This window comes from Flavobacterium amniphilum, from assembly GCF_023634845.1.
Taxonomy (GTDB): domain Bacteria; phylum Bacteroidota; class Bacteroidia; order Flavobacteriales; family Flavobacteriaceae; genus Flavobacterium; species Flavobacterium amniphilum.
This window is the reverse complement of sequence record NZ_JAMLJL010000002.1, coordinates 1-19,223: the sequence shown is the minus strand read 5'-3', so window position 1 is coordinate 19,223 and position 19,223 is coordinate 1. Positions and strand designations below refer to the sequence as shown.

The 19,223-nt window shown below is 35.4% G+C and carries 17 protein-coding genes and 1 other RNA gene; 11 read left to right on the top strand and 7 right to left on the bottom strand.

All coding sequences use genetic code 11. The features are described 5' to 3' along the window. The first annotated feature begins 17 nt into the window (after positions 1-17). Both NAT51_RS01885 and rsmD read left to right on the top strand, forming a co-directional pair. Positions 18-842, top strand: a complete 825-nt coding sequence (locus tag NAT51_RS01885) for a DUF3822 family protein (protein WP_250594541.1) — start codon at positions 18-20, stop codon at positions 840-842. Beyond that, on the top strand, positions 833-1,432 hold the full coding sequence (gene rsmD / locus NAT51_RS01880; protein WP_250594539.1) for a 16S rRNA (guanine(966)-N(2))-methyltransferase RsmD: 600 nt from the start codon (positions 833-835) through the stop codon (positions 1,430-1,432). Before NAT51_RS01885 ends, rsmD begins: the two co-directional genes overlap by 10 nt. Before the next feature lies 1 nt (position 1,433). Here rsmD and NAT51_RS01875 read toward each other — a convergent pair whose 3' ends face one another. Then, entirely contained in the window at positions 1,434-3,533 is a 2,100-nt protein-coding gene (locus NAT51_RS01875) for an outer membrane beta-barrel family protein (protein WP_250594537.1), read from the bottom strand. A gap of 3 nt (positions 3,534-3,536) precedes the next feature. Next, a complete protein-coding gene (locus tag NAT51_RS01870) occupies positions 3,537-4,517 on the bottom strand; it encodes a dienelactone hydrolase family protein (protein ID WP_250594535.1) in 981 nt (326 codons plus the stop codon). Between the two features lie 89 nt (positions 4,518-4,606). Between NAT51_RS01870 and NAT51_RS01865 the strand changes: the two genes are divergently transcribed. Then, positions 4,607-5,995, top strand: a complete 1,389-nt coding sequence (locus tag NAT51_RS01865) for a sensor histidine kinase (RefSeq protein ID WP_250594533.1) — start codon at positions 4,607-4,609, stop codon at positions 5,993-5,995. Positions 5,996-6,016: 21 nt separating this feature from the next. After that, positions 6,017-6,706 carry a response regulator transcription factor gene (locus NAT51_RS01860; protein WP_250594531.1) on the top strand — a complete coding sequence of 230 codons (690 nt, stop codon included), beginning with the start codon at positions 6,017-6,019 and terminating at the stop codon, positions 6,704-6,706. Between the two features lie 7 nt (positions 6,707-6,713). Here NAT51_RS01860 and NAT51_RS01855 read toward each other — a convergent pair whose 3' ends face one another. Together NAT51_RS01855 and rnpB are read right to left on the bottom strand one after the other, a co-directional pair. Further along, on the bottom strand, positions 6,714-7,595 hold the full coding sequence (locus tag NAT51_RS01855; RefSeq protein ID WP_250594529.1) for a cupin-like domain-containing protein: 882 nt from the start codon (positions 7,593-7,595) through the stop codon (positions 6,714-6,716). A 28-nt stretch (positions 7,596-7,623) separates the two neighbouring features. Continuing rightward, positions 7,624-7,943, bottom strand: an RNA gene (gene rnpB, locus NAT51_RS01850) — RNase P RNA component class A. A gap of 101 nt (positions 7,944-8,044) precedes the next feature. Here rnpB and NAT51_RS01845 point away from each other — a divergent pair. From NAT51_RS01845 to NAT51_RS01825, 5 genes are all read left to right on the top strand, one after another. Then, on the top strand, positions 8,045-8,686 hold the full coding sequence (locus tag NAT51_RS01845) for a hypothetical protein (protein ID WP_250594527.1): 642 nt from the start codon (positions 8,045-8,047) through the stop codon (positions 8,684-8,686). A gap of 40 nt (positions 8,687-8,726) precedes the next feature. Next, positions 8,727-9,032 carry a hypothetical protein gene (locus NAT51_RS01840; RefSeq protein ID WP_250594525.1) on the top strand — a complete coding sequence of 102 codons (306 nt, stop codon included), beginning with the start codon at positions 8,727-8,729 and terminating at the stop codon, positions 9,030-9,032. Positions 9,033-9,125: 93 nt separating this feature from the next. Beyond that, positions 9,126-9,425, top strand: coding sequence for a hypothetical protein (locus tag NAT51_RS01835; protein ID WP_250594523.1), 300 nt, complete (start codon positions 9,126-9,128; stop codon positions 9,423-9,425). 530 nt (positions 9,426-9,955) lie between these two features. Then, the gene (gene dnaX / locus NAT51_RS01830; protein ID WP_250594521.1) at positions 9,956-11,041 is read left to right on the top strand and encodes a DNA polymerase III subunit gamma/tau; all 1,086 of its coding nucleotides are present in this window, start codon (positions 9,956-9,958) and stop codon (positions 11,039-11,041) included. Positions 11,042-11,298: 257 nt separating this feature from the next. Then, the gene (locus NAT51_RS01825; RefSeq protein WP_250594519.1) at positions 11,299-11,712 is read left to right on the top strand and encodes a DNA polymerase III subunit gamma/tau; all 414 of its coding nucleotides are present in this window, start codon (positions 11,299-11,301) and stop codon (positions 11,710-11,712) included. A gap of 24 nt (positions 11,713-11,736) precedes the next feature. Here the strand turns inward: NAT51_RS01825 and NAT51_RS01820 are convergent, their stop codons facing one another. The 3 genes from NAT51_RS01820 to NAT51_RS01810 are packed head-to-tail and all read right to left on the bottom strand — an operon-like array spanning position 11,737 to position 15,264. Further along, entirely contained in the window at positions 11,737-12,627 is an 891-nt protein-coding gene (locus tag NAT51_RS01820; protein WP_250594517.1) for a Ppx/GppA phosphatase family protein, read from the bottom strand. 34 nt (positions 12,628-12,661) lie between these two features. After that, the gene (gene ppk1, locus NAT51_RS01815) at positions 12,662-14,776 is read right to left on the bottom strand and encodes a polyphosphate kinase 1 (protein WP_250594515.1); all 2,115 of its coding nucleotides are present in this window, start codon (positions 14,774-14,776) and stop codon (positions 12,662-12,664) included. 5 nt (positions 14,777-14,781) lie between these two features. Continuing rightward, the gene (locus tag NAT51_RS01810) at positions 14,782-15,264 is read right to left on the bottom strand and encodes a SixA phosphatase family protein (RefSeq protein ID WP_250594513.1); all 483 of its coding nucleotides are present in this window, start codon (positions 15,262-15,264) and stop codon (positions 14,782-14,784) included. Between the two features lie 334 nt (positions 15,265-15,598). On the opposite strand from NAT51_RS01810, the gene NAT51_RS01805 reads away from it, so the two are divergent. Next, entirely contained in the window at positions 15,599-16,165 is a 567-nt protein-coding gene (locus tag NAT51_RS01805) for a hypothetical protein (RefSeq protein WP_250594511.1), read from the top strand. A gap of 36 nt (positions 16,166-16,201) precedes the next feature. Then, positions 16,202-19,223, top strand: a 3,022-nt coding sequence (locus NAT51_RS01800; RefSeq protein WP_250594509.1) for an HYR-like domain-containing protein, incomplete at its 3' end; no start/stop codon positions are given.

The following is a 19,223-nucleotide window of genomic DNA, read 5'->3' as shown; positions in this document are numbered from 1 at the left end:
AACGTCAAAATCCCGAAATGCACACGTCAAGCACGAATATTCTCGATAAAAAATACAGCCGGTTAATACTCCAGATTTCATTATCGGAAATATCTTTTTGCATTGTTGATACACTGACAGATAAAATCGAGACTTTTGGTGATTATCCTCTGGGTAAATCGGTTAATTTGATGGAAACTGAAAAATTAATTATCGATTTCATTAAAAACACTCCCGTCTTACAAGCTGATTTTGACAATGTTACCGTGCTATACAACAACAACCTGAATACCTTTGTTCCACAGGTTTTGTTTGATGAAGAGTATTTGGGAAGTTACCTTCAGTACAATGTGAAAGTTTTTGAAAACGATTTTATCACTTATGATGAAATTACCAATTACGAAATGAATAATGTTTATATTCCATATGTGAACATTAACAATGCATTGATTGATATTTACGGAAATTTCAGTTACAAACATTCATTTTCCATATTGGTCAAAAAACTATTGGATTTAAATAAAAACAATGATGAACCACAGGTTTACATTCATTGCCAAAACGATAATTTCCAGTTGGTTGCCATAAAAAATCAACGATTGGTACTTTTCAATACGTTTGAATACAAAACCAAAGAAGACTTTATTTATTATTTGCTTTTCACGGTTGAACAGTTACAATTAAATCCGGAAACGTTCCAGCTAAAGCTTTTCGGAAATATTTCAAAAGAAAGTGAAGTGTATAAAATTGCCTATAAATATGTACGCAATGTTTCTTTGTTTTTTGAACATAACGACTTGGAACGTAAAATTTCACAACAAAATTATTTACAACATTTTATACTGATTCACGGATGCGAATAATCTCAGGAAAATATAAAGGAAGAAGAGTCAATCCTCCTAAAAACTTACCGGTTAGACCCACAACCGATATGTGTAAGGAAGCATTGTTCAATATCCTGAATAACAACTTTAACTTTACCGAATTAAAGGTTTTGGATTTGTTTTCAGGAACCGGAAGTATCAGTTACGAATTTGCGTCCCGCGGTGCCGAACCCATCACCAGTGTTGATGGCGATATGGGTTGTGTAACTTTCATTAAAAAAACTGCAAAGGAATTTGACATGGACATTACGGCAATCAAAAGTGATGTTTTTAAGTTTCTGGAAAAACACAAAGGCAGTTACGACATTATTTTTGCTGATCCTCCTTACGGCATGGAACAGAAAGAATTTGAAAAAATTGTTGAATTGATTTTTGACAATGAGTTACTGGAAGATGAAGGAATGCTGATCATGGAGCATTCAAAATATACCAAACTTGAAAACTCACCTAATTTCTCTTTCTCCAAGAATTATGGTGGTTCTGTCTTCTCTTTCTTTGAGCTCGATATCGAATCTGATGAAGAATATGACGAAGAAGAAATTGATGATGAAGAATTCAATGAGAATTAATCTACTTAATTCTGTTTGCATTTTCATCAATTACTTTTTCCCTGAATTCAGATTTGGTAATCTTTCCAAATGAATACTTAACACCAAATGCAATTTCACGTGCATCCATAAAATAATTAGCTCTTGAGCTAATATTGTTTATTGTGAAATTTTGCTGGTAAATACTACTTCTGAAAATATCATTAAAATTTAAAGTACATTCCCAGTTTTCAGAAAAAGTTTTGGAAATCGCTACATCCATCAAAAATCTGGGTTGGTTGATTCTGAAGACTCCTTCTTTTTGATTGGTCATCCCCCATGCTGTTATAGAAATTGTGTATTTTTTTGGTAACGTAAACATATTATTGGAATAATAATAAAGATAGGGTTTAGATTCATTTTGAACCGCCTGCTCATCTTTAATTTTATTCAAAACAAAACTTAAATTATTATTCATTGTCCATATTTTGTAAGTAAAAGGCAATGTAAAATCTACATTTACACCAGAAGCCTGATTAAAATTCTTCTCATTGTATGTTAGAATATTACTTTGATCATTATAACTGAAATTCGCATAAACAGGATCTGAGATGTTATAATAAATCACATTAACTGATTTATCCTTCCATTGAAATCCGGCTCCTATTTCATTACTAATAGCCGGATTTAAATTGATATTACTACTATAAATAAAATACGGATTGATATAAGTCGTTCCCTGATTTGTTTTAGAATAATTCGGTCTTGCAATACTCTTTGAATAGTTCAATATTAACGACTTCGAACTGTCAATTGACACACTTATCTCTAATTTTGGAAAGAAATGAGTGTAGTTTTTTTTAACTGCTAAAGTACTGTCATCGTATTTACCTTTTATATCAGTATTTTCAATTCTCAAACCTACATAATACTCTATTTTTTTAGCCTTTCCGGATAATTGGGAATAACCTGAGATGTTCATTTCATTAAAAGAATAATCTGAACTGTTTTGTTCTGAATTAACATAATCAATTACGTTCAGACGGGTTTCTGCATCTGCATCCAAAAAAACAGTTCCCATTTCTAATTTCATTTCATTTTTAAATACTTTCTCAAAGTCCGTTCTCGCGGAAAAAACAGAAACATCAAATTCTTGTCTTCTATTTTGTGTTACTATGAATTGTGAATTATTTTCATTGTTCTGAACTATTGTATTCATGTTTTTTGAAAAATTAGAATATTGAATCCCTGTAAAAAAATGTGCATCAATAAATTTTATTTTCTTTGAATAATTCACATATGAGTTAATAAAATTTCTGGTATCATCGTTATCACTGGCAGTTACATTCTTTGTTTCTGATTGATTTTCAATATTTAAAGTCTTCGTATTTATTCCAAAAATATCTTTTTGAAGTTTGGCATTTGCATTAAACGAGAAATAATCGTCATCATTGATCTTATAAAACAATCCGCCTCCTATAATAAACTGAGGCCTTTTGGTATAGGCTTCAACATCATAATTGGAACTGATGGTTGCCTCCGGTATCTGATAGCTCATATCATGTCTTTCCCAAATGTTGAGTGCATTATAATTAAAATTGGTTTTCAGTTCCAATCGCTTTTTTTTGAAACTTGAACTAATTCCAAAATAATTATTAAATCGTTTTTTAAAAGACATTGTTTCAGAAACGCCGACTTTAAACTGATCAGTTTTACTCCATTTCCGTATAATGCGAATTACAACTTTTCCTTCGGCTTCGTATTTTGAATCCGGATTTTTTAAGATTTCAATACTTTTTATATCGTCAACAGATAAAGCATTAAAATCATTCATCGATGCTTTTTGATTATCTATATACAACAAAGGATTGCCTTTTCCGACAACAGTAACAGATTCTTTATCGGGACTAATCTGAACATTGGGTAACCTGGAAAGTAAATCAACTACGTTGTTCGCCGATTTAAAAACCGAATTGGCCACATCTATCTTAGTAATCCCGCTCTTATTTTTAAATACTTTCTCTTTTCCTTTAATTTCAATTTCTTCTAATTTCTTTGTGACGGTATCTTGTTCAATTTCATTCTGTGCAGCACAAAATGCGCTAATCAAAAGAGTAACCAGTAATGCAAATGTATTTTTCATGTTTTAATTCGAATTTTTATTCAACCAGATTAACCAATCGTTTGCTATGTTGTCCCATTTTTCTATTTCATAAATTGGCTCCGATTTTTCATTTAACGGAAAAAAATTATGCTCTAAACCAGGATAAGCAATGAATTCAATATTTTTCTTTTGCTCACGGATTACTTCAACCTGAAATAAGTCATTGTAGATTGCTGCTGCATCTTCAGAACCATAAGTGATCAGAATGGGGATTTTTAATTTAAGCAGGTTATCTTTTTGAGGTAATGAAAAACTGTAAGTTGCTTTATAGGTATCGCCTCCATCATAATTGATCACATTCGAATTTTCAACTATAGTTTCCCAATAATCCAATACTTCCTTTTTATTGGCCGATTCATTCAAAATAGTTGCAATTCTGCCAAATGGATTTCCCCCGGAATAGATCAATCTTGATATTTTAGGATTTAATGATGCCATTTTTGCTGCAACTGTACTCCCTTCGGAATGTCCTGCCACAACTAATTCAGATTTACTAACCCAACGCTCTTTAAATAGCTGTTTAACTATGAAGTTATTCCTCGACACATAATAATCCAAATGGTTTTTATCGGTATAGTCTTTCAGAGGAATCTCTTTTTGTTTATCTCTCAAATACATAAAATTTTTACCTAATGAAGAGGTGTTGGCTATAATTGGGATACCCGGTTTACCAATAATTACGATGTGGTATTTTTCCAGAAGATGAACTTCATTAAAAGGTAATGTACCGTATAATCCCTTTTCATCATAAATAACTATTGGTCTGGGTAAGCTTCCCTGGCAAAAAAGGAACAATGGCTTTGCTTTCTTTTGGTCTTCGGGTTTTGTAATAATAATTAGGTCTACTTTATCATTTTGATATTTGTATGACAGCTGTTTATAACCAAAGTCCTCAGGTGTTTTCTGGGAAATCGCATAATTTTTAGAAACTAAAAGCATAATGGCAGTAATAAGTTTTTTCATTTAAGCTGAAATTATTGCTGCAAATTTGAATTCAAAATTCCATTCTGAAAGTTAATGCCGGGTTAATGCTGGGTTAATGTCTTATTTTAATGATGAAAACCACTATTTTTGACATGATGAAAAGAAAAATCAACCTATTAATAACATTCTCAGTAATAGTACTTGTTGTACTTTCAGCGATTCAATTTTATTTGGTCAAAACTGCTTATGACTATAAAGTTGCGCAATTCCATACGGAAATAAGAAATAAAATTGCCAAAGTAACGAATGATTACAGTGACATTGATTCTACCATATTCAATAAAAAAGACCTGTTATACAAACAGTTGGCGACAAATTATATTTCAAACAAAAAGCATCAGCATAAAATTAAAGGGGAACTTTTGCAAAATAACTTTAAGGCTGAATTAACCCGAAAACTGCAACAGGAATTCGAAAACGAATTACCTAACCTGAAACTTGATTTTGCAATTGTTTTAAATAAGTTTGTTATTTTCAGAAATTCACAAAAAACAGACACTGTATATTCTGAAAGACCATCGATTAACAATAAATTGTATGGAAATCTGGCAAGCCTTGACAATGCTTTTTTAGTTAGAAGTTACGTGGGAACAACCAGCGGAACAACTGTAAATTCAGACTACAAACTACTAACAGAAGATACTTTATATGTTTCGGTAATCGATTGGGAAATTATCATTTTGAAGCGAATGATACTGATTTTGCTTATTGCCATATTTTCAATACTTACCTTGATCACTCTTTTTATAATTGCGATAAAAGCATTAATCAAACAAAAAAAGGTAAACGATATTAAAACTGATTTCATCAACAATATTACCCATGAATTAAAAACACCTCTTTCTACCCTATCTATTTCAACTAAGATTCTGGAAAGGAAAGAGATTCGAGATAATGAAGAACATTTTGATAATCTTGTATCTACAATTTCACGCCAAAACAACCGGTTGCAACAATTAATCGACCAGGTAATGACCAGCGCACTTGGGGTTAGTGAATTAGAATTAAAAAAAGAAAAAATAGAAGTTAATGCATTCTTAAATACAATAATTTCCGACTTTAAATTAGCTCATAACAATACTACTGTCATTTGCAATTTCAAAACCAATGAAGCTGTTTTGCCATTAGACAAATTCCATTTAACCACTGCTATTTTGAATGTACTTGAAAATGCTGTTAAATACGGATGCAATACGATAACTGTTGAAACAGCACTAGCCGATAACCTTTTTAATATTACGATACAGGACAACGGAATTGGGATTCCTGTAAATAAACATTCTTTGCTTTTTGATAAATTTTACCGTGTCGAACAAGGCAATTTACACAACACGAAAGGTCTTGGACTGGGATTATATTACGTTGACCAGATAATCAAGGCGCATCAGGGGAAAATTTCTGTTGCCGGTGATTTAGGAAAAGGAACTGTTTTCAACTTAAGCATACCTTTCAATTAATAATTGTATACTCTCTTTAGAATGAAAAAAATACTATTAGCCGAAGATGATCATGATTTTGCAGCGGTTTTAAAGCAATACCTTGAGCTTTATAATTATAATGTCACTTGGACCAAAGACGGTGAAGAAGCATTGGAAACATTCAAAAAATCAACATTTGATATTTGTGTCCTTGATGTGATGATGCCTAAAATTGACGGATTCACATTAGCCGAAAAAATAATTGATTACAATCCTGAAATCCCTTTTGTATTCTTAACGGCCAGACAATTGAAAGAAGACAAAATAAAGGGATTGCAACTTGGAGCGGATGATTATGTGGTAAAACCATTCGAAGCTGACGAACTGGTATTGAGGTTATCCAATATTTTGAAAAGAGGTACCCAAAAAACCTTAAATCAAAATACCACTGATGAAGTTACAATCGGTAAATATATTTTCAATCCAAACCGGCTGGAACTTAAGCTAAGTAATCATATACAACGGCTTACCCAAAAAGAAGTTACATTAATTTTATTCTTACTTAAAAACAAAAACCAACTTGTCAAAAGAAATGTAATTTTAGAAGAAATATGGGGTAACGATGATTTTTTTTCAGGCAGAAGTATGGATGTCTTCATAAGCCGTCTACGGAAATATTTTTCAAACGATGATAAAATAACCATAGAAAGTATCCGGAATATCGGCTTAGAATTTAAAGTTAAGGAATAAGGATTGTTTAGTATTCCCGACTGCTTAATTTCAACCTTTTATTAGTGTTTTCAACAGCTTTCCTGTTCTTATAATCAATCCAGGCCTGCCCTTTCCATTTTCGCATCAAGACATCAAAATGGCGCATAATCAATAAATTGTAACCTGCTTTCGCCAAACTACTGATTCGCATCGGAAAAGCCCGTAAACTCATTGAAAAACCTGGTGTAACATAACGCATATAATGCCAATATCCTTCGGGCATATACAACATCTCACCGTGTTTCAGGTTGCATACTAAACCCTGTGCTTTTTTCAAAGCCGGGAATTTCTCAAAATCAGGGTTGTCATAATCAATATCCTCCCTTGAAATTAATGAATGGGGTACTTTATATAAATAAGGTGTTTGCTCAGGATCAAAAAGAATACACTGCTTTTCTCCATGAAAATGGAAGTGTAAAATGTTCGAATAATCTATATCATAATGAATGAAGACTTTGGCATTTTCACCTCCAAAAAAAAGCATCGGCAATTGCCTGATCAACCTTAAACCAATATCCGGCCATTTGAAATCTTCTCTCAAAACCGGTACCTCGTTCATTAAATTATATAGAAATATTCTGTAGTTTGTGGGTTCCTTTTTTAATAAATCAATGTAGTCGGCCATTTTCATTTTGGCATGGGCTTCATTAAAACCATCTTTGTGTGATACCGGACGGTCATCATACAAGGGAACAATTTTATCGCCCGCTACTTCTTTAATATATTCTAAGTTCCACTTTTGGTAAGCAGGCCAATCTTCTGTAAGCTGCTCTACCACAACGGGTTTCTGTTTCTTTACGTAATTCTTATAAAAATCTTCTTTCGAAATGGTTTTAACTCTTGGAATCTCAACTAAATTCAATTTCATATTAAATACAATAAACTCGAATATACAAAAAAAATGCAGACTTATAAGCCGGATTCTGTACCTCATTAAAAAATGAAGCCCTTATCATTTATCTAGATCATGCATTACTGCATGACTCAAGCTGCCTACCCTTCAGCAACGGACGAGTAGCCCTTAAATACTGATATACTTGGCATTTCACCGCATAGAGTTTACCTGGTTTCACTACAGCATTACCTGTACCTGCTTTCTGTTGCACTTGTCCTCGCCTCTCGACGGGCGGGCATTACCCGCTATGCTACTCTGTGGTGTCCGGACTTTCCTCCCTCTCATTGCTGGCAACGAGACGACGATAAGGCAGTCTGCGTGGCAAAAATACACAATTGAAAGCAATCACCTACATTTTTGCACTGATATTAATAACGGAAAAAATTGATTTTATTTGATGTAATATTGTAAAAAGCAATTTTATGAAAACTAAACTAGTCATAATCCTTTTATTGTTAGTACAAAACATATCGTATTGTTGTGATTGTCCTCCGTCGACAAGAAAAGAAAATTTCAGAGAAGCTCTGGAAGCATCTGATATTGTCTTTTATGGCGAATTAATCGAAACGGATTCCATCACTCGCAAATTCAAGTTTAGAATCATTGAGCTTTTCAAAGGAAACTACAAAGCGAGATATATTGAAGGTTTTTCAGAAGATAACAATTGCAGCAGAGTCCCTAGCACAAAAGGACTTTGGATATTATTTTCAAGACTGAACAACAACAAACTTGATATGGACATTTGCAATCCGTCCTATACCTTCGGAGAAAATATAAACATGCCGCCTATTCCAATTATGTATCATGTACTATCACCTAATAAAACCAAACGATCTGTAACGGATTCATTGCGAATTGAAATTGCGATATTGAATCGTAAAACAGAAAATATTAAGAATTGGTTTGAAGACCTGGAAACTCTAAGAAAGTACAAAGAAGAAAATGTAGTCAAAAACGATAAAAACACTTCTTTGTTATCAAACAAAAGTTTTACCCTTATTCTGTTGATTATAAACATTTTATTGTTAACATTTTTAACAACAATTTTCGTCAGAAAAAAATAGAAAAGCGTAACTTTATACTTTTAGTTTTTTAAAAAAGGTCATGGCACACACTTATAATTATGGAAGCGTAATGGTTGCGCTGCAGGAACTGAAGGAATTAGGCTTCAGTGATGATTTTAATCTTGATAACAGCGAATTTAAAACTGAACCCCATAACTTCGAAATTGTCCATATCTACCGCCATGAAGGAGATTCAAGCGCCGATGATGAAGCTGTTGTATACGGTATCAGGTCTAAAAACGGAAGAAAAGGTGTCTTCGTTTCCGGATATTCGGCAAACTCCGAATGTGAATCAGCACGGTTCCTGAGAGGACTTTCCATCAAAGCCAGAAAAGGCGGATTGTAATTCTATAAAGTAATCACAAAATAGCGTAACGGCGCAGTTGCTTATTTATCGTAAATTCATGCTTACTAATGTTGTAACCTAAAACATATAATTATGAGTAAGATGTATCATTATGCTACTGTGTCCAAAGCATTGGAAGAATTAAAAGCAAAAGGTTTTACCTTCGACTTTAACCTTCATGAAAAAGATATAGTTGCGCATCCTGAAAATTACGAAATTGTGCATATTTACCGCTACGAAGGCGAATCAGATCCTGGTGATGAAGCAACTGTATATGGTATAAAATCACTTAAAAATAAACAGATGGGAGTCTTTGTTAGCGGTTTCGCGGCAAATTCAGAAAATGATGCGGCCCGTATCCTGAGTGACCTGAGCATTAAGGATAAAAAATAATTCCTGAAGAAGGCTGTATTTCACATGCCCGGAGCAAAAAGCCTAAATCCTGTTACGGTAAAAGAAGTGGTTTCTAAAGTTTCCGTATGGTTCAACAAAAAAATATCTGACTGCTATTCGATAAAATCTTGTTAATTCTCTGTGTACATTCCTTACTGTTTTGTGTACACTCCTTACTGCTTTGTGTACACTCCTCACTGCTTTGTGTTCACTCCTTACTGCTTTGTGTTCACTCCTTACTGCTTTGTGTTCACTCCTTACTGCTTTATGTGCACTCCTTACTGCTTTGTGTTCACTCCTTACTGCTTTGTGTACACTCCTTACTGCTTTCTGTACACTCCTTACTGCTTTCTGTACACTCCTTACTGCTTTCTGTACACTCCTTACTGCAATCTGTACGCACCTTACTGCAAAAAAACGGCCGCTATAATTTTACACTTAGTAAAGACTTTCAAACATTATAACATTTAACGTTATAACTTTTTCCGAAATATAAATATAAAATCTATATTTGCTATCCAATATAAACTATGGAACAATTCATTGTATCAGCCCGTAAATACCGTCCCCAGACATTTAAAGATGTTGTTGGGCAACAAGCTATTACCAATACATTACTGAATGCAATTGAAAACAACCATTTGGCACAGGCTCTATTATTTACTGGACCAAGAGGTGTCGGTAAAACAACCTGTGCGCGTATTTTGGCCCGCAAAATCAATCAGGAAGGTTACGACGATCCAAATGAAGACTTCGCATTCAACGTATTTGAGTTGGATGCCGCTTCAAACAACTCGGTTGATGACATCCGTAACTTGATTGACCAGGTAAGAATACCACCGCAAACAGGAAAATACAAAGTATATATCATCGACGAGGTTCACATGTTGTCACAGGCTGCTTTCAACGCATTCCTGAAAACTCTTGAAGAACCGCCGCGTCATGCCATATTCATTTTGGCAACCACAGAAAAACATAAAATCATCCCGACGATTTTATCACGTTGCCAGATATTTGATTTCAAAAGAATTACGGTTAAAGATGCCAAAGAACATTTAGCCGAAGTTGCACAAAGCCAAGGAGTTCAATTTGAAGATGATGCTTTGCACATCATTGCCCAAAAAGCCGATGGTGCCATGCGTGATGCCTTATCGATCTTCGACCGTGTGGTTTCGTATTGCGGGAACAACTTAACACGTGCCGCAGTAACCGAAAACCTGAACGTACTTGATTTCGAATACTATATAAGAGTAACCGACTTAATCCTTGAAAATAAAATCCCGGATTTACTTCTGGCCTATAATGATATTTTAGCCAAAGGTTTTGACGGACATCATTTTATTGCAGGACTGGCATCGTATTTCAGAGACTTATTGGTGTGTAAAAATCCCGCAACCTTAACACTTCTCGAAGCTGGCGAACATGCGCAGAAGTTATACAGCGAACAGTCACAAAAAGCGGCGCAGGATTTCTTACTACAGGGAATTGATTTAGCCAATGACTGTGATTTAAAATATAAAGTTTCACAAAACCAAAGACTTTTAGTCGAATTATGTCTGATGCAATTAGCCTCTATCACTTTTGATGGAGAAAAAAAAAAGCTAAGTCCTTTATAATTCCGCCCACATACTACAGAAATTCCGGTTATTCAATTACAGAGGTTGCCCAACCCAAAACTGAAGCTCCGAAAGCTGTAGAAATTACCGAAACTCCAAAAGAGAATAGTCCACAACAAACCGAAGCCGTTGTACAAGCTGCAGTTAGCGAGAATGCTGTTTCAGATACAAAACCTGAAATCGATAATCAACAGCCATCAGTTCCGGGCCAAAGAATTTCCGCACTTTCCTTATCGAGCATCCGTGCTAAAAAGGAATTGGAATCCCAACTGAATACTGTACAGAGAAGAAATCTTGACGACCTTCCTACTGAGTCTTTCACCGAAACACAAATGCAGGAACAATGGATTAAATATGCGCAACGTATTGGAAATAAAGGTTATAAAATCGTTGAATCCTTATTATTGATCAACGATCCTAAACTTGAAGGCGAAACCATCATCCATGAATTACCAAATGAAAGTTCGAAAATTGATTTTGAAGGTGAAAAACATGACTTATTAGGTTACTTACGTGGTAAACTCCACAATCACAACATCACGATTGAAATCAAAATCAACGAAAGCATCGAACTCAAAAAGGCTTTTACCGCCGAAGAGAAATACGAACACATGAAAAATATTAATCCGGCCTTGGATTTATTGAGAAAAACATTCGATTTGGATATATAAAAAAAGCAGAAAAAATTTTCTGCTTTATATTTTTCCGCTATACATTGCTTTTACGATTCCGTCTGACAATCCAATCTTCGGAACATAAATTTTATTGGCACCACTCCATTTCATCGCATTCAGGTAAATACGCAACGCATGGATAATTACGTCGGCGCGGTCAGTATTCAAAGCCAATTCAGCGATACGTTGCTCATAAGTCAGTGAATTAAGGTATTGATATTGGGTATTCAGATAAATATAAGAAAGAGGCTTATCCTGCATTTTACCTGATAATTTAAAAATCTTATTAATATTTCCACCGGAACCTATTATGGTCACATCGTCAAAATCGGCTGTATTGCTTTTAATCCATTTTTCAATTTCAACCCAAACCACATCGTTTACCATATCATTCAACAAACGGACTGTACCGTTTTTAAACGATTTGGAGGCAATCATTTTTCCTTCAGAGAATAACGAAAATTCAGTACTGCCGCCACCTACATCAACGTATAAATAAGTAGCATCGGTCCGTATAAAATGGTGTAAATCGGATGCAGCAATAATGGCTGCTTCTTTTTTTCCGTCAATAATATCAATCTTGATATCGGCTTTCTTTTTGATGATATCAACAACTTCTTTCCCGTTGTAAGCTTCTCGCATTGCAGAAGTTGCGCACGCCATATAGCGTTCAACTTTATATACTCCCATCAATAATTTATAAGCTTTCATGGCATCCACCATGCGACTGATATTTTCTTCTGAAATTTCACCAACCGTAAAAGCATCCTGTCCTAAACGGATTGGCACACGGAACAAAGCACTCTTATTAAACTGCGGTTCTTTTCCTTCCTGTTCAACAATATTCATCACAAGCAACCGCATGGCATTGGAACCAATATCGATTGCGGCATATTTTTTAATCGTAATCATCCTTAAAAGGCAACATTGTATGGCATAGCCATGATTATACGTTTTCGGTCACCACCTCAATTTTATCCCTGTAGTAATTGTAGGTTTCCATCTGAGCCCTGAAAATAGGGTTATCTCCTCTCATTCTGTATTTATTATCCAGTTTTTCGGAATGGAATCTTGCTTTTACGTTTCCTTTCCATCCAATTTCAAAAGTCTGAATCATTTCCTTCCGAATATTTTCATCATAAATCGGACAGGTAACTTCTACCCTTGCATCCAGGTTTCGGGTCATAAAATCTGCCGAAGATATAAACACCTCCGGATTCCCGTCATTTCCGAATATATAAACTCTTGAATGTTCAAGATATGCATCCACAATTGAAATGGCTTCAATATTCTCACTCATTCCCTTTACTCCGGGAATTAAAGAACAAATCCCTCTTACCACCAATTGTATTTTCACACCGGCTCTACTCGCATCATATAATTTATCGATCATTTTCGTATCCGACAAACTATTCATTTTCAATTTTATAAAAGCTTGCCTGCCTAAAGAAGCATTCAAAATTTCCCTGTCAATCAGTTTTATGAATTTGGAACGGGTATAATGTGGGGAAACAATCAAATGTTTGTATCGGTGTACTCTGTAATTGATTTGAAAGAATTCAAAAACTTTGGCAGCATCCTTTAAAATCTGCTGATGTGATGTCAGTAAAGTTACATCGGTATACACTTTTGCAGTAGCTTCATTAAAATTCCCTGTTGAAATAAATCCGTAACGTTTTAATTTTCCGTGATCGTCAATCCGGTCAATGTAACACAATTTACAATGTACTTTCAATCCTTTCACCCCAAAAATCAATTCAATGCCTTCTGTCTGCATCATTTCAGCATAAGAAATATTACTGGCTTCGTCAAAACGTGCCTGTAATTCTATTTGAACGGTTACTTTTTTTCCGTTTTTAGCAGCATTAATCAGTGAACTGATGATCTGTGAATTTTTAGATAATCGGTAAAGCGTAATTTTAATAGCTGTTACATGTGGATCCAATGCGGCTTCACGCAAAAATTTAATAATATAAGCATAGGATTGATACGGCGTATTGATTAAAAAATCTTTCTTATCAATCATTTTTAAAATACTCCCTTCCATTCCTAAACCTACAACCGGTAAAGGTGTATTGACCTTGTACAATAAATCATAACGTCCAAGATTTGGAAAATCCATATAGTCACGGCGGTTGTGGTAACGGCCTCCGGGAATGATACTGTCTTTAGAATCAATCCCCATATTCCGGAGGAAAAATTTAAGAGTGTCTTTATCAATCGACTGATCATAAACGAAACGAACCGGTTCACCCAAACGTCTGTCTTTCACACTCGAGGAAATCTTTTCAATAAAACTTTTGTGCAATTCACTATCCAATTCCAACTGGGCATCACGTGTAATTTTAATCATATGTGCCGAGATGCTTTCGTATTCGAAAATATTAAAAATCGAATGTAAATTATAACGGATCACATCATCTAATAATATGATGTGCTGTTTATCTGAATTAGAGGGTAGAACCACAAAACGGTTAATGGTTTTCGGAATTTCGATAACCGCATAACGGACATCTTTTTTCAATTTAATTTTCTCCAGAATCGAAGATGATTCTTTTGGTTTCATAACCAATTTAATTGCCAGATATCCTGATGTATCTTTCAATAATGGAAATTCTTCAAGATCATTTAAGATAATCGTAACTAATTCGGGGCTGACTTTCTGAATGAAAAAATCACGGATAAAATTTTTCTGCTCCTTATTTAATTCAGTTTCATTGATGATAAAAATCCCTTCTTTTTCCAACTCCTTCTCAATGACACTCAGAATACGCAAACTCTCCGATTGCTGTTCAATAACAGTCTCGGTAATTTCTTTGATTAAATCCTGTGGTGTAATATCACCAATAATCTTATCGCTTTTTTCACCTGAAATACTTAATCTACGGATCGCCGCATAACGCACCCTGAAAAATTCATCCAGATTATTTGAAAAAATACCTAAGAAACGTAACCGGTCCAATAACGGTACTCTTTCATCGGCAGCTTCCTGTAATACTCTAAAATTGAAAGCTAACCAGCTCTTCTCGCGGTCAATGTATCTATTCTCAATGGCTTGCATTTAACTTATATGTCTTTCGGAAAAACGGCTTTAATAATTCTTCCTCTGTTAATATTTTCCCAGGAATCTTCTTCAAATTGCAGGTATACAAAACCGGCCGTAGGAACATTCTCAATGTATTCATCACCAAATTTATTGACAAAATTTGTAATAGCCTCATTATGTCCAAAAAGAATTAGGTTTTGAACTGTATTTTCGCATTTCTTTATCTCTTTCTCCAATTCGGATTCACTAAAAGTATATAAGTTCTCCCTGAATACTATATTTTGAACTTCCAAACCGGCGTTTTCACAAAAAAGACGGGCTGTATGTGATGCTCTTACCGCCATACTTGACCAAATAGTCAACTGCTCCGGAAGGTGTTTTTTAACTTGTTTTCCAATTTTTTTAATATCGGAAATTCCTCTTTCAGCCAAAGGCCGTTTCTTATCTTCAAAACCAAATTCCCAACTTGATTTTGCATGTCTGACCAAGATTAGTACTCTCATCTTCTGATTATTTTTATTTTTTATTTTCAATTATCTTCTTAAAATTACAATAAATAGGTCAATTCATAGAATATATTAATGATTTTATCGATAAATGCCTTACAAAATATCGGCAGTAAATTTTAAATTGTAATTTAGTAATGTTAAAATCATTTAACAATTTCCATAATGGTAAGTTTAAACACCACAGCAAAAACTTATCATCTTATTTCTCACTAATTAAATCATTGCAATTGAACTCACAAGAGAAAATGTCTGCCTTATGGTCATGACATTAAATACCTGTTCTTATATGTGAAATCCAAACTGCATGATATCTTCTAAAAAAATGCGTATGGAAACAAAACACAAACCATGTGGAAGAACTGTTAATTCAGGTATGACAGTTAATTACAGATTGAACGATTCGTTAGAATTGATTAATGTTAAAATGCTGTTTACATTAATTACGGTTTTACTCCTTGCTCTGAATTCTTGGAGCGTATCAGGACAAAATTTCTGTCAAGCAGAATTTGATGTTCTTAAAGGCCGAAACGTCAGAAGTGCACCATTAGATGGCACTTACTACACACTGACTTTAAACAACAAAGGAAAAACAGACACCTCATTTATTCTCACTGCCGAAAATTACAATTCGAATTGCTCAAATGTCGATGGCACAAGTACTAATTCTAATGTAACAGTCACCACTCAATTCATGGATGTAAACAAAAATCCGATTAGTAAAATTGATGTAAAAAAAGGGCAAACTGTTAAATTTTTGGCACATATAACTGTTCCTCAGGGTACGGCAATAAATAAATGGGCTTGCACACAGCTTACCGCTAAATCAAACAATTGCATTAATTATAAGGTAAATACTGTTCTGCATACACTGGTCATCAATTCTTCTGAAGAGTAAACTTCATAACGATCTTAATCTTCTAAATACAGAACTATGAAAAAATATTTACTATTTCTCAATATACATTTACAAAACAGAATTAAATCATATTTGCTTTTTGCATTGATTTTGTTACCCTGTCTTGTAATGGGTCAAACAATAACGCCTACAAAAACGGTTATCAAAAACCCAAATTCTTGTAGCATTATTGATGTTGAATTGAAAATTCAGGGAGCAAACCCTGTATCACGGCCTTTGGAAGTAGTCTTGGTAATTGACGTATCCGGAAGTATGGGTAATACCATCAGTGGAGATACCAATACACCTATGGATTATGCCAAAGATGCTGCTACCGATTTTGTAAACACTTTCTTCCTTCCCGCTAATAACCCTACTAACCTTAACCGGTTAGCAATTGTAACCTATGCAACTACCGGTACTTTAAGACAAGGATTAACCCTTTCATCGGGAAAAGCAGGATTACTAACCATTATCGATGGTTTAAATGCTAACGGAAACACTAACATTCAGGATGGTATTGTTAAAGCTGATAATGAATTAATTGCAAATGGTACTTACAATTGTACGACAGCAAGAAGCATTGTACTTCTAACAGATGGTGTTGCAAACAGAACCGGTACTGGAGGATCTTCATGTACGAGTGGAACTGGTGGAACCTGTATCCAAAGTGCAATCACTGCTGCAACAAATGCTAAAACCCACACAGTTTCAAGTGTAGTTTACAATACACAAATATTTTCAGTGGGGCTTTTCGGAGGTATTTCTGGAACTGATCAAAGCAATTCAGAATATTGTTTAAACAACATTCAATCAGGAGGAGCTTACTTTACCGAAAGCGGTGCTAATTTATCCGGAATTTATACACAAATTTTTACCCAATTATCTTGGGTAGCTGCACAAATAACCGGTACCCCATTCGAAAAAGAAACTGTCAGTAATGATTTTAATATCGTTGGAGGTTCAATAAGTGTCTCAAAAGGTACTTTTACTCAAGCTGGTCAGGTCATTAACTGGAATGTCGATTTCTTAAATGTTGAAACAATAACTTTAAAATATCAAGTCACGCCTAAAGCGAACATATGCGGTAATCAGACAGTCAGTACATCCAGATTGGATTATAGAAATTCACAATGTACAAACTCATCACAAGACCCATCAACTCCAATCTACTGTGTGCCTTGTGCTCCGGTATTGTCTACCTTACCGGGACCGTCAACTATAAATTGTCCGGCAACACCTAATTTTACGACACCAACAGTTATTAATGGCTGTGTGGGATCAAGTTTAACATTCAATGATGTAAGAACTAATGGCAATTGTGCAGGTTCTTATTCAGTAACCCGTACTTGGACTGCCAGCAATGCCTGTTTTACAGCAACTGCTTCGCAAACCATCAATGTTCAGGATGTAACAGCACCGGTGATTGATCCCTTACCAGGACCATCAACCATTAATTGTCCGGCAACACCTGTTTTTGCGCAAGCAACGGCGACTGATGCCTGTGGCAGTGCTTTTACCTTAACATTCAATGATGTAAGAACTAACGGAAATTGTGCCGGTTCCTATTCGATAACACGGACTTGGACTGCTAAAGACGCCTGTAACAATACATCAACTGCAACTCAGGTCATTAATGTTCAGGATATCACTGCTCCGGTAATCAATCCTTTACCTGGCCCATCAACCATTAACTGTCCAGCTACTCCATCTTTTGCACAAGCCACTGCTTCAGATGCTTGTGGAAGTTCATTCACTTTGACATACAATGATGTTAGAACTGAAGGCAATTGCGTTGGGTCCTATTCAATTACACGGACTTGGACTGCTAAAGATGCTTGTAATAACACTTCAACCGCAACTCAAGTTATAAATGTACAGGATGTTACTGCACCAGTACTCAGCAATGCTCCACAAGACATTACAGTTGAATGTAGTACAATCCCGACAGCAGCCGTGCTGACTGCAACAGATACTTGCGATCCAAATCCGGTTGTGACTTTTGCTGAGACCAGAAATAATGGCAATTGTTTAAGTAGTTATACCCTTATCAGAACATGGACTGCCAAAGATGCTTGTGGAAATACTTCTACAAAATCACAAACAATAACTGTACGCGATACAACAGCGCCAACCTTCAACGGTCAGTTGCCTGCCGATGTAACGGTTCAATGTAGCAGTGTTCCGGCTCCGGCTGTGATTACTGCGACTGATAACTGTGACCAAAATGTACAAGTGGTTTACACTGAAACATTTTCCGGTCAAAACGACAACTGTAGTGCTAATTACGTAATCACACGAAAATGGTCAGTAACCGATTGTGCAGGTAACAATAGAACCCACACTCAAATCGTTACCGTTCAGGATACAACAGCGCCAACCTTCAACGGTCAGTTGCCTGCCGATGTAACGGTTCAATGTAGCAGTGTTCCGGCTCCGGCTGTGATAACTGCGACTGATAACTGTGACCAAAATGTACAAGTGGTTTACACTGAAACATTTGCCGGTCAAAACGACAACTGTAGTGCTAATTACGTAATCACACGCAAATGGTCAGTAACCGATTGTGCAGGCAATAACACAACTCACACACAAATCGTTACCGTTCAGGATACAACAGCGCCAACCTTCAACGGTCAGTTGCCTGCCGATGTAACGGTTCAATGTAGCAGTGTTCCGGCTCCGGCTGTGATAACTGCGACTGATAACTGTGACCAAAATGTACAAGTGGTTTACACTGAAACATTTGCCGGTCAAAACGACAACTGTAGTGCTAATTACGTAATCACACGCAAATGGTCAGTAACCGATTGTGCAGGCAATAACACAACTCACACACAAATCGTTACCGTTCAGGATACAACAGCGCCAACCTTCAACGGTCAGTTGCCTGCCGATGTAACGGTTCAATGTAGCAGTGTTCCGGCTCCGGCTGTGATTACTGCGACTGATAACTGTGACCAAAATGTACAAGTGGTTTACACTGAAACATTTGCCGGTCAAAACGACAACTGTAGTGCTAATTACGTAATCACACGAAAATGGTCAGTAACCGATT

Excerpts from the sequence above, each read along its gene's own strand:
- NAT51_RS01885 (WP_250594541.1), top strand. The coding sequence starts at position 18 with ATGCACACGTCAAGCACGAATATTCTCGATAAAAAATACAGCCGGTTA.
- rsmD (WP_250594539.1), top strand. The coding sequence starts at position 833 with ATGCGAATAATCTCAGGAAAATATAAAGGAAGAAGAGTCAATCCTCCT.
- NAT51_RS01875 (WP_250594537.1), bottom strand. The coding sequence starts at position 3,533 with ATGAAAAATACATTTGCATTACTGGTTACTCTTTTGATTAGCGCATTT.
- NAT51_RS01870 (WP_250594535.1), bottom strand. The coding sequence starts at position 4,517 with ATGAAAAAACTTATTACTGCCATTATGCTTTTAGTTTCTAAAAATTAT.
- NAT51_RS01865 (WP_250594533.1), top strand. The coding sequence starts at position 4,607 with ATGATGAAAACCACTATTTTTGACATGATGAAAAGAAAAATCAACCTA.
- NAT51_RS01860 (WP_250594531.1), top strand. The coding sequence starts at position 6,017 with ATGAAAAAAATACTATTAGCCGAAGATGATCATGATTTTGCAGCGGTT.
- NAT51_RS01855 (WP_250594529.1), bottom strand. The coding sequence starts at position 7,595 with ATGAAATTGAATTTAGTTGAGATTCCAAGAGTTAAAACCATTTCGAAA.
- NAT51_RS01845 (WP_250594527.1), top strand. The coding sequence starts at position 8,045 with ATGAAAACTAAACTAGTCATAATCCTTTTATTGTTAGTACAAAACATA.
- NAT51_RS01840 (WP_250594525.1), top strand. The coding sequence starts at position 8,727 with ATGGCACACACTTATAATTATGGAAGCGTAATGGTTGCGCTGCAGGAA.
- NAT51_RS01835 (WP_250594523.1), top strand. The coding sequence starts at position 9,126 with ATGAGTAAGATGTATCATTATGCTACTGTGTCCAAAGCATTGGAAGAA.
- dnaX (WP_250594521.1), top strand. The coding sequence starts at position 9,956 with ATGGAACAATTCATTGTATCAGCCCGTAAATACCGTCCCCAGACATTT.
- NAT51_RS01820 (WP_250594517.1), bottom strand. The coding sequence starts at position 12,627 with ATGATTACGATTAAAAAATATGCCGCAATCGATATTGGTTCCAATGCC.
- ppk1 (WP_250594515.1), bottom strand. The coding sequence starts at position 14,776 with ATGCAAGCCATTGAGAATAGATACATTGACCGCGAGAAGAGCTGGTTA.
- NAT51_RS01810 (WP_250594513.1), bottom strand. The coding sequence starts at position 15,264 with ATGAGAGTACTAATCTTGGTCAGACATGCAAAATCAAGTTGGGAATTT.
- NAT51_RS01805 (WP_250594511.1), top strand. The coding sequence starts at position 15,599 with ATGGAAACAAAACACAAACCATGTGGAAGAACTGTTAATTCAGGTATG.